The sequence below is a fragment of the Sphingomonas sp. 66-10 genome (genome assembly GCF_001897045.1).
Lineage (GTDB): Bacteria > Pseudomonadota > Alphaproteobacteria > Sphingomonadales > Sphingomonadaceae > Sphingomonas > Sphingomonas lycopersici.
The window spans coordinates 93769-99886 of the sequence record NZ_MKRR01000138.1 but is presented as its reverse complement, the minus strand read 5'-3'; the positions used below and the strand labels follow the sequence as shown (position 1 = coordinate 99886).

10 protein-coding genes and 1 pseudogene are annotated in these 6118 nt (G+C 68.7%); 8 read left to right on the top strand and 3 right to left on the bottom strand.

All coding sequences use genetic code 11. The features are described from left to right. From BGN95_RS19775 to BGN95_RS19745, 6 genes are all read left to right on the top strand, one after another. Positions 1-291 (top strand): glutathione S-transferase C-terminal domain-containing protein (locus BGN95_RS19775; protein ID WP_286773769.1); only part of this gene is annotated, 291 nt, incomplete at its 5' end. 11 nt (positions 292-302) lie between these two features. After that, positions 303-1019: a DUF1428 domain-containing protein gene (locus BGN95_RS27265; protein WP_179513109.1), complete on the top strand. Its 717-nt coding sequence runs from the start codon at positions 303-305 to the stop codon at positions 1017-1019. An 11-nt stretch (positions 1020-1030) separates the two neighbouring features. Continuing rightward, the gene (locus BGN95_RS19760; RefSeq protein ID WP_286773768.1) at positions 1031-1807 is read left to right on the top strand and encodes a VOC family protein; all 777 of its coding nucleotides are present in this window, start codon (positions 1031-1033) and stop codon (positions 1805-1807) included. Between the two features lie 21 nt (positions 1808-1828). Continuing rightward, positions 1829-2326 (top strand): VOC family protein, encoded by a 498-nt coding sequence (locus tag BGN95_RS19755; RefSeq protein ID WP_286773767.1) that lies wholly within the window; start codon positions 1829-1831, stop codon positions 2324-2326. Next, positions 2323-2805 (top strand): SRPBCC domain-containing protein, encoded by a 483-nt coding sequence (locus tag BGN95_RS19750; protein WP_286773766.1) that lies wholly within the window; start codon positions 2323-2325, stop codon positions 2803-2805. The genes BGN95_RS19755 and BGN95_RS19750 overlap by 4 nt, the downstream gene beginning before the upstream one ends. Next, positions 2798-3457 carry a dihydrofolate reductase family protein gene (locus BGN95_RS19745; RefSeq protein ID WP_179513105.1) on the top strand — a complete coding sequence of 220 codons (660 nt, stop codon included), beginning with the start codon at positions 2798-2800 and terminating at the stop codon, positions 3455-3457. Before BGN95_RS19750 ends, BGN95_RS19745 begins: the two co-directional genes overlap by 8 nt. A 155-nt stretch (positions 3458-3612) precedes the next feature. On the opposite strand, the gene BGN95_RS19740 is transcribed toward BGN95_RS19745, so the two are convergent. After that, positions 3613-4212, bottom strand: coding sequence for a J domain-containing protein (locus tag BGN95_RS19740; protein ID WP_286773765.1), 600 nt, complete (start codon positions 4210-4212; stop codon positions 3613-3615). Positions 4213-4255: 43 nt separating this feature from the next. Between BGN95_RS19740 and BGN95_RS19735 the strand changes: the two genes are divergently transcribed. Together BGN95_RS19735 and BGN95_RS19730 are read left to right on the top strand one after the other, a co-directional pair. Next, complete coding sequence (locus tag BGN95_RS19735) at positions 4256-4546, top strand: BolA family protein (RefSeq protein ID WP_179513103.1); 291 nt, start codon at positions 4256-4258, stop codon at positions 4544-4546. After that, on the top strand, positions 4543-4989 hold the full coding sequence (locus BGN95_RS19730; RefSeq protein WP_179513102.1) for an NUDIX hydrolase: 447 nt from the start codon (positions 4543-4545) through the stop codon (positions 4987-4989). Before BGN95_RS19735 ends, BGN95_RS19730 begins: the two co-directional genes overlap by 4 nt. A gap of 106 nt (positions 4990-5095) precedes the next feature. Here BGN95_RS19730 and BGN95_RS19725 read toward each other — a convergent pair whose 3' ends face one another. Further along, complete coding sequence (locus tag BGN95_RS19725) at positions 5096-5968, bottom strand: class I SAM-dependent methyltransferase (protein ID WP_286773764.1); 873 nt, start codon at positions 5966-5968, stop codon at positions 5096-5098. Between the two features lie 4 nt (positions 5969-5972). Next, positions 5973-6118, bottom strand: a pseudogene (locus tag BGN95_RS19720) (threonine synthase); the annotation flags it as partial.

Genomic DNA, 6118 nt, shown 5'->3' with positions numbered 1-6118 from the left:
GAAGCCGATCGCCCGTGGTCGGCGACCCGCCACGACAAGGTGGTCGAGGACCTCAACGGGCGCCTCGCCGATCTCGAGAATGCGCTCGGCGACAAGCAATGCCTCGACGGCGACGAATTCACCGTCGGGGACCTGATGATGGTTTCGGTGCTCGGCGGATTGCGCGGCACCGGCACGCTCGATCGCTTCCCGCGGCTCGCGGCCTATGTCGCGCGCGGCGAAGGACGCCCGGCGCATCGCAAAGCGATGGCCGATCATCTCGCGACGTTCGATACCCCGGTCGCAGCCTGAGGAGAGTGACGATGCGTTATTTTCAAGGGTTCGTCATCCCGGTGAAAAACGGCGATCGCGACGCCTATCGCGAAATGGCGGCCAAGGCCGCGCCGGTCTTCGCCGATCATGGCGCGACGCGGATCGTGGAATGCTGGGGCGACGAGGTGATGAACGGTACGCGCACCGATTTCCGCAAGGCGGTCGCCGCGACCGAGGACGAGAATGTCGTCTTCTCCTGGGTCGAATGGCCCGACAAGGCGACCTGCGACAAGGCCGCCGCGGCGATGATGCAGGATGAGCGGATGAAGCCACCCGAACATGTCCCGTTCGACATGCAGCGGATGATCTACGCCGGCTATGACCTCGATTATCAGGCGGGTCCGGCGGGGCCGATCGGCTATGTCGACGGCATCGTCGCCTCGGTGCCCGACGCCAAGCGCGCCGCCTTCGTCGACAATGCCGCGGCGATCGGCGCGATCTTCCGCGAAAAGGGCGCGACGCGCGTCGTCGACGGCTGGGGCGCCGACGTGCCCGACGGCAAGGTCACCGACTTCCGCCGCGCGGTGCAGGCGCCAGAGGGCGAGACGGTGGTGTTCGGCTGGGTCGAATGGCCCGACAAGCCGACCCGCGACGCCGGGATGGCCGCGATGATGCAGGACGGGCGGATGCGCGAGAACGCCCCGCCGTGGAACGGCCAGCTCGCGATCTTCGGCGGGTTCGCGCCGATCCTCGATACCGCCGAGTGAAGGAGGCAAGGATGAGCAGCGCAGAAGGCACGCCCGTCTGGTTCGAGCTGATCACGCCCGATCAGGACGCAGCGCGGGATTTCTACACCAAGGTCGCCGGCTGGACGGTCGCCGAATCGGCGATGCCCGAACATGGCGGCTATCGCCTCGCCAGCGCACCCGACGGTGCGCAGGTCGCCGGGCTGATGAAGCCGCCGCCCGGCCTCACCACCTTCGGCTGGACGCTCTATTTCGCCACCGCCGATGTCGACGCAGCGGCGGGGCGGGTCAAGGAACTCGGCGGCGCGGTGCTTTTCGGGCCGATGGACATCCCGCATGTCGGGCGCTTCGCGACCGTCGCCGATCCGCAGGGCATCGTCTTCAACCTGCTGACCGGCTCCAGCCCCGAAGGTTCGCACGCCTTCGCCGCCGCCCCCGGCGCGCTCGGCCACGGCGTGTGGATCGAGCTCGCCACGCCGGACCCCGACGGCGCCTTTGCCTTTTACGGCAAGATGTTCGGCTGGGAGAAGGCCGGCGCGATGCCGATGGGCGAAGCGGGTGATTATGCCTTCATCGGCAAGGGCGCGGATTTCCGCCCCGGCGCGGTGATGTCGAGCACCACCACCGGCGCCCCGGCGCGGTGGAACTGGTACGTCCATGTCGCCGATATCGACGCGGCGATCGCCGCCGCCAAGGCGCATGGCGGCGCGCTGCTGCAGGGGCCGGACCAGATTCCGGGCGGCGATTATTCGGCCAATGTCGCCGATGCGCAGGGATGCCAGCTCGGGCTGGTCGGCCCGCGCAAATGATGCGCGAATGACGGGAGAGCGATGATGATCAAGATGCGTACCTGCCTGTGGTTCGACCACGGCAAAGCCCGCGAGGCGGCCGAATTCTACGCCCGCACCTTCCCCGACAGCCATGTCGAGACGGTCGACAAGGCGCCATCGGACTATCCCGGCGGCAGCGCGGGCAACGAGCTGACGGTGCTGTTCACCGTGCTCGGCCAGCCCTTCATGGGGCTCAACGGCGGCCCCAATTTCACGCCCAATGAGGCGGTCAGCTTCCAGGTCTATACCGAGACGCAGGAGGAGACCGATCGCTATTGGAATGCGATCGTCGCCAACGGCGGCGCGGAGAGCGCATGCGGCTGGTGCAGGGATCGCTGGGGCTTTTCGTGGCAGATCACCCCGCGCGCGCTGATGGAGGCGATGAGCAGCCCCGATCCGGCGACGTCGAAGCGCGTGTTCGAGGCGATGATGACGATGAAGAAGATCGACATCGCCACGATCGAACGCGCCCGCGACGGCGCGGCGGTGACGGCATGAGCGCGGTCGACAGCGAGCTGGCGATCGAGCGCACCCTCGATGCGCCGCGCGACGCGGTATGGCGCGCGATGACCGATCATATCGCCGAATGGTGGTGCCCGCGCCCGTGGACGACCGAGGTCATCGCGCTCGACTGGCGCTCGGGCGGCCGCTTCAACCTCGCGATGCACGGCCCCGACGGCGAGGTCCACGGCGGCGACGGGATGCTGCTGGAGGTGGCGCCGGGCGAGCGGATCGTCTTCACCAATGCGCTGGGCAAGGACTGGCAGCCGCAGGCCGCGCGGCCGATGGCGATCGTCGGGATGTTCACGCTCGCCGACGCGCCGGACGGACGCACGCTCTATCGCGCCAGCGCACGACATTGGAACGAGGCCGACGCCATGAAGCATGACGAGATGGGGTTCGCCCAGGGCTGGGGGATCTGCGCCGATCAGCTCGAACAGGTCGCGCGCCGGCTGAAGGAGACCGCCGATGCGTAGGATCACCGGCGGCGTCTTCCAGTCGCTCGACGGCGTGATTCAGGCGCCGGGCGGCCCGACCGAGGACTGGACCGGCGGGTTCACGCTCGGCGGCTGGTCCGCGACCTTCTGGGACGATGCGATGGGCGCGGCGATGGGCGGGCTGTTCAGCGGCGCGTTCGATCTGCTGCTGGGGCGCAAGACCTGGGAGATCTTCGCCGCGCATTGGCCCTATGTCGGCGCCGACAACCCGATGGGCGCGCTGTTCGACGGCGTGAACAAATATGTCGTGACCCGCGGCAACGATCCGCTCGAATGGCAGAACAGCCACCGTGTCGGCAGCATCGACGAGATCGCACGGCTCAAGCAGGGCGACGGCCCCGAATTGCTCATCCAGGGCAGCAGCACGCTCTATCCCGCGCTGTTCGCCGCCGGGCTGGTCGACCGGCTGTTCGTGATGACCTTCCCGGTGGTGCTGGGATCGGGCAAAAGATTGTTCGGCGCGGGCACCCCGCCCTTCGCGCTCAAGCTGATCGAGCAAAGCGTCTCGACCACCGGGGTGACGATCGCCACCTATGAGCCCGACGGCGCGGTGCCGATCGGCGACTTCCAGCTCGACGCGCCGAGCCCGCGCGAAAAGGCGCGGCAGGAGCGGATGAAGCGGGAGGGATAGGTTCCCCCCATTGGATCGGGCAGGCAAAGTTCACGAAGTTCACACGAGCGAACGACAGGGCAATAGCGTCGCACAAGCAAGATTGCCCTGATATCGCAAGATGTTACCCTAGCCCCGTCACCCCGGCTCAGGGCCGGGTGACGGGAAGGATCCACTCAGGCAAACGCCGGCGCGCGGCGCAGCTGCTGATAGGCCGCGATCACCTTCGCCAGCGTGCCTTCGTGGCTGCGGTCGCCCCCGTTGCGATCGGGGTGATAGCGGCGCACCAGCTCCGAATAGCGCCGCCGCAACGCCGAGCGATCGGCATCCGGCTCCAGCCCCAGCACCTTGAGGCTGGCGCGATCCTGCCCCGACAAGGGCTTGCCGTCCTTGCGCTCCGACGCCGCCCCCGGCGCGCGCGCATAACGCGCACCGATCGCATCGAGCGGGTCGGCGAAATCGGCCCAGCGCGGCCCCGGATCGGTGCCGCCACGCGCAAAGGGTCGCGATTCGCGTTCCCACCCCGCGGTCGGGCGCTGCGCGGCGTGGATTTCGTCGGCGGTCATCCCGTCGAAATAATTATAGCCCGCGTTGAACGCGCGGACGTGATCGAGGCAGAACCAGCGAAACGCCGGCGGCCCCTCGCCGCGGTCGCCCGGCCCTTCGAGCGGCGGCGCGCGAAATTCTCCCGCCTCGCCGCAGCCCGGCGCCGCGCACGGGCGGTCGCCGGCAATACGCCCGTGGAAGCGCGTGTTCGGCCGATCCTTTCGCTCCACCCTTTCCACCACCTTTCCGGCAAAAGCCCGTTATATAGGCGCGATGAACCAGATCGCCACCGGCCCCGTCGAACGGGAAATCACCACTCGCCTGACCGAAACGCTCAGCCCGACGCGGCTCGAGGTGATCAACGAGAGCGCGCAGCATCGCGGGCATCTCGGCGATGACGGATCGGGCGAAAGCCACTTCCGCGTCGTGGTGGAAAGCGCCGCCTTCGCGGGCAAGTCGCGGGTCGAGCGGCAGCGGCTGGTCAATCGCGCGCTCGACGAATTGCTGCGCGAGAAGATCCACGCGCTCGCGATCCGCGCCACGGCGCCCGGCGAGCCGGCGTGAGGGCACAGCGCCCCGCCGCGCGCATACTGCTGGTCGATGCCGCAGGGCGCGCCTTGCTGTTCCGATTCGACACCGGCGACGAGCGCCCGCCCTTCTGGTGCACGCCCGGCGGGGCGGTCGATCCCGGCGAAAGCTATGCCGCGGCGGCGCGCCGCGAATTGCTTGAGGAAACCGGGATCGATCGCGATCCGGGGCCCGAAGTCGCGCAACGCACCGTCGAATTCCTCACGATCGAGCGGGTCGAGGTGGTGGCGGACGAACGCTGGTTCCGCATCGATATCGCCGGTGCCGAGGTCGATTCGTCGCGCCACACCGCGCTCGAACGCCGGGTGATGACCGAGTGGCGCTGGTTCGCGCGCGACGAAATCGCCGGCTGGCCGGAGAAAATATATCCCGAGGATCTGGTCGCGATGCTCGACGCGACCGATCCGGTCACCTCGTAAACCCCCGTCATCCCCGCGAAGGCGGGGATCCATTCGCGCAGGTCGGGGAAAGAGCCGCACCGCCAGCCAGAGTGGATTCCCGCCTGCGCGGGAATGACGAGGGACTCTACCCCCGCGACCAGCGTGCCCAGATCGCGGTCGGCAAGGTGAGCCCCCGCGCTTCCTCGCGCACGCCGAGCTCGCCCGCCTCGACCACCCCGGGCAGGTCGACGAACGCCTGGCGCAGCATCTCGCCGATCGCCAGCGCCGACATGCGCACCGCGTAAACCGTGAGGAACAGATAGCGCGAATCGGCATCGAGCAACTGCCGGCAATCGGCGATCAGCCCGGGAAGCTGCTCCTCCAGCCGCCACACTTCGCCCGCGGGCCCGCGGCCATATTTGGGCGGATCGAGCAGGATGCCGTCATAACGCCGCCCGCGCCGCACCTCGCGCGCGACGAACTTCGCCGCATCGTCGACGATCCAGCGCACTGGCGCATCGGCCAATCCCGACAGCATCGCATTGCCGCGCGCCGCCTCGACCGATTTCTTCGAGGCATCGACATGCACCATCCGCGCGCCGATCGAGGACAGGGCCAAAGTGCCGACGCCGGTGTAGCCGAACAGGTTAAGGCACTCCGGGTCCTTCGCCCCGGCGAGGTGCTCGCGCATCCAGCCCCATACCGGCGCCATATCGGGGAAGAAGCCGAGGTGGCGGAACGGGGTGGTTTGCGCGGTGAAGCGCACCTGCTGCCAGCTTAGCGGCCAGCCGTCATGCGGCACCGGCTCGGCGAAGCGCCACTGGCCGCCGCCGTCCTCGTCGCTGCCGGGGACGAATTCGCCGTGCGCGCGCCAGTCCGCCGTCGCCGGCGCCCATAATGCCTGCGGCTCGGGGCGGATGAAGCGGAAGCGGCCGTAGCGCTCGAGCTTGCGGCCATTGCCCGAATCGACCAGCCCGTAATCGGCCCAGGGCTCTCCGATCAGCGTATCGAGCTTCACGCCGTCACCCGCGCGGGGTCGCCAGCCCGGCGATATAGTCGCTCACCGCGGCGAAGGTCGCATCGAGCGTGACGTAGCGCTCCTCGCGCTCGAACAGATCGCCGACCCGCGCGGGGAGCGCCGGGCGCACGCCAGTCGCGCGCTCCACGG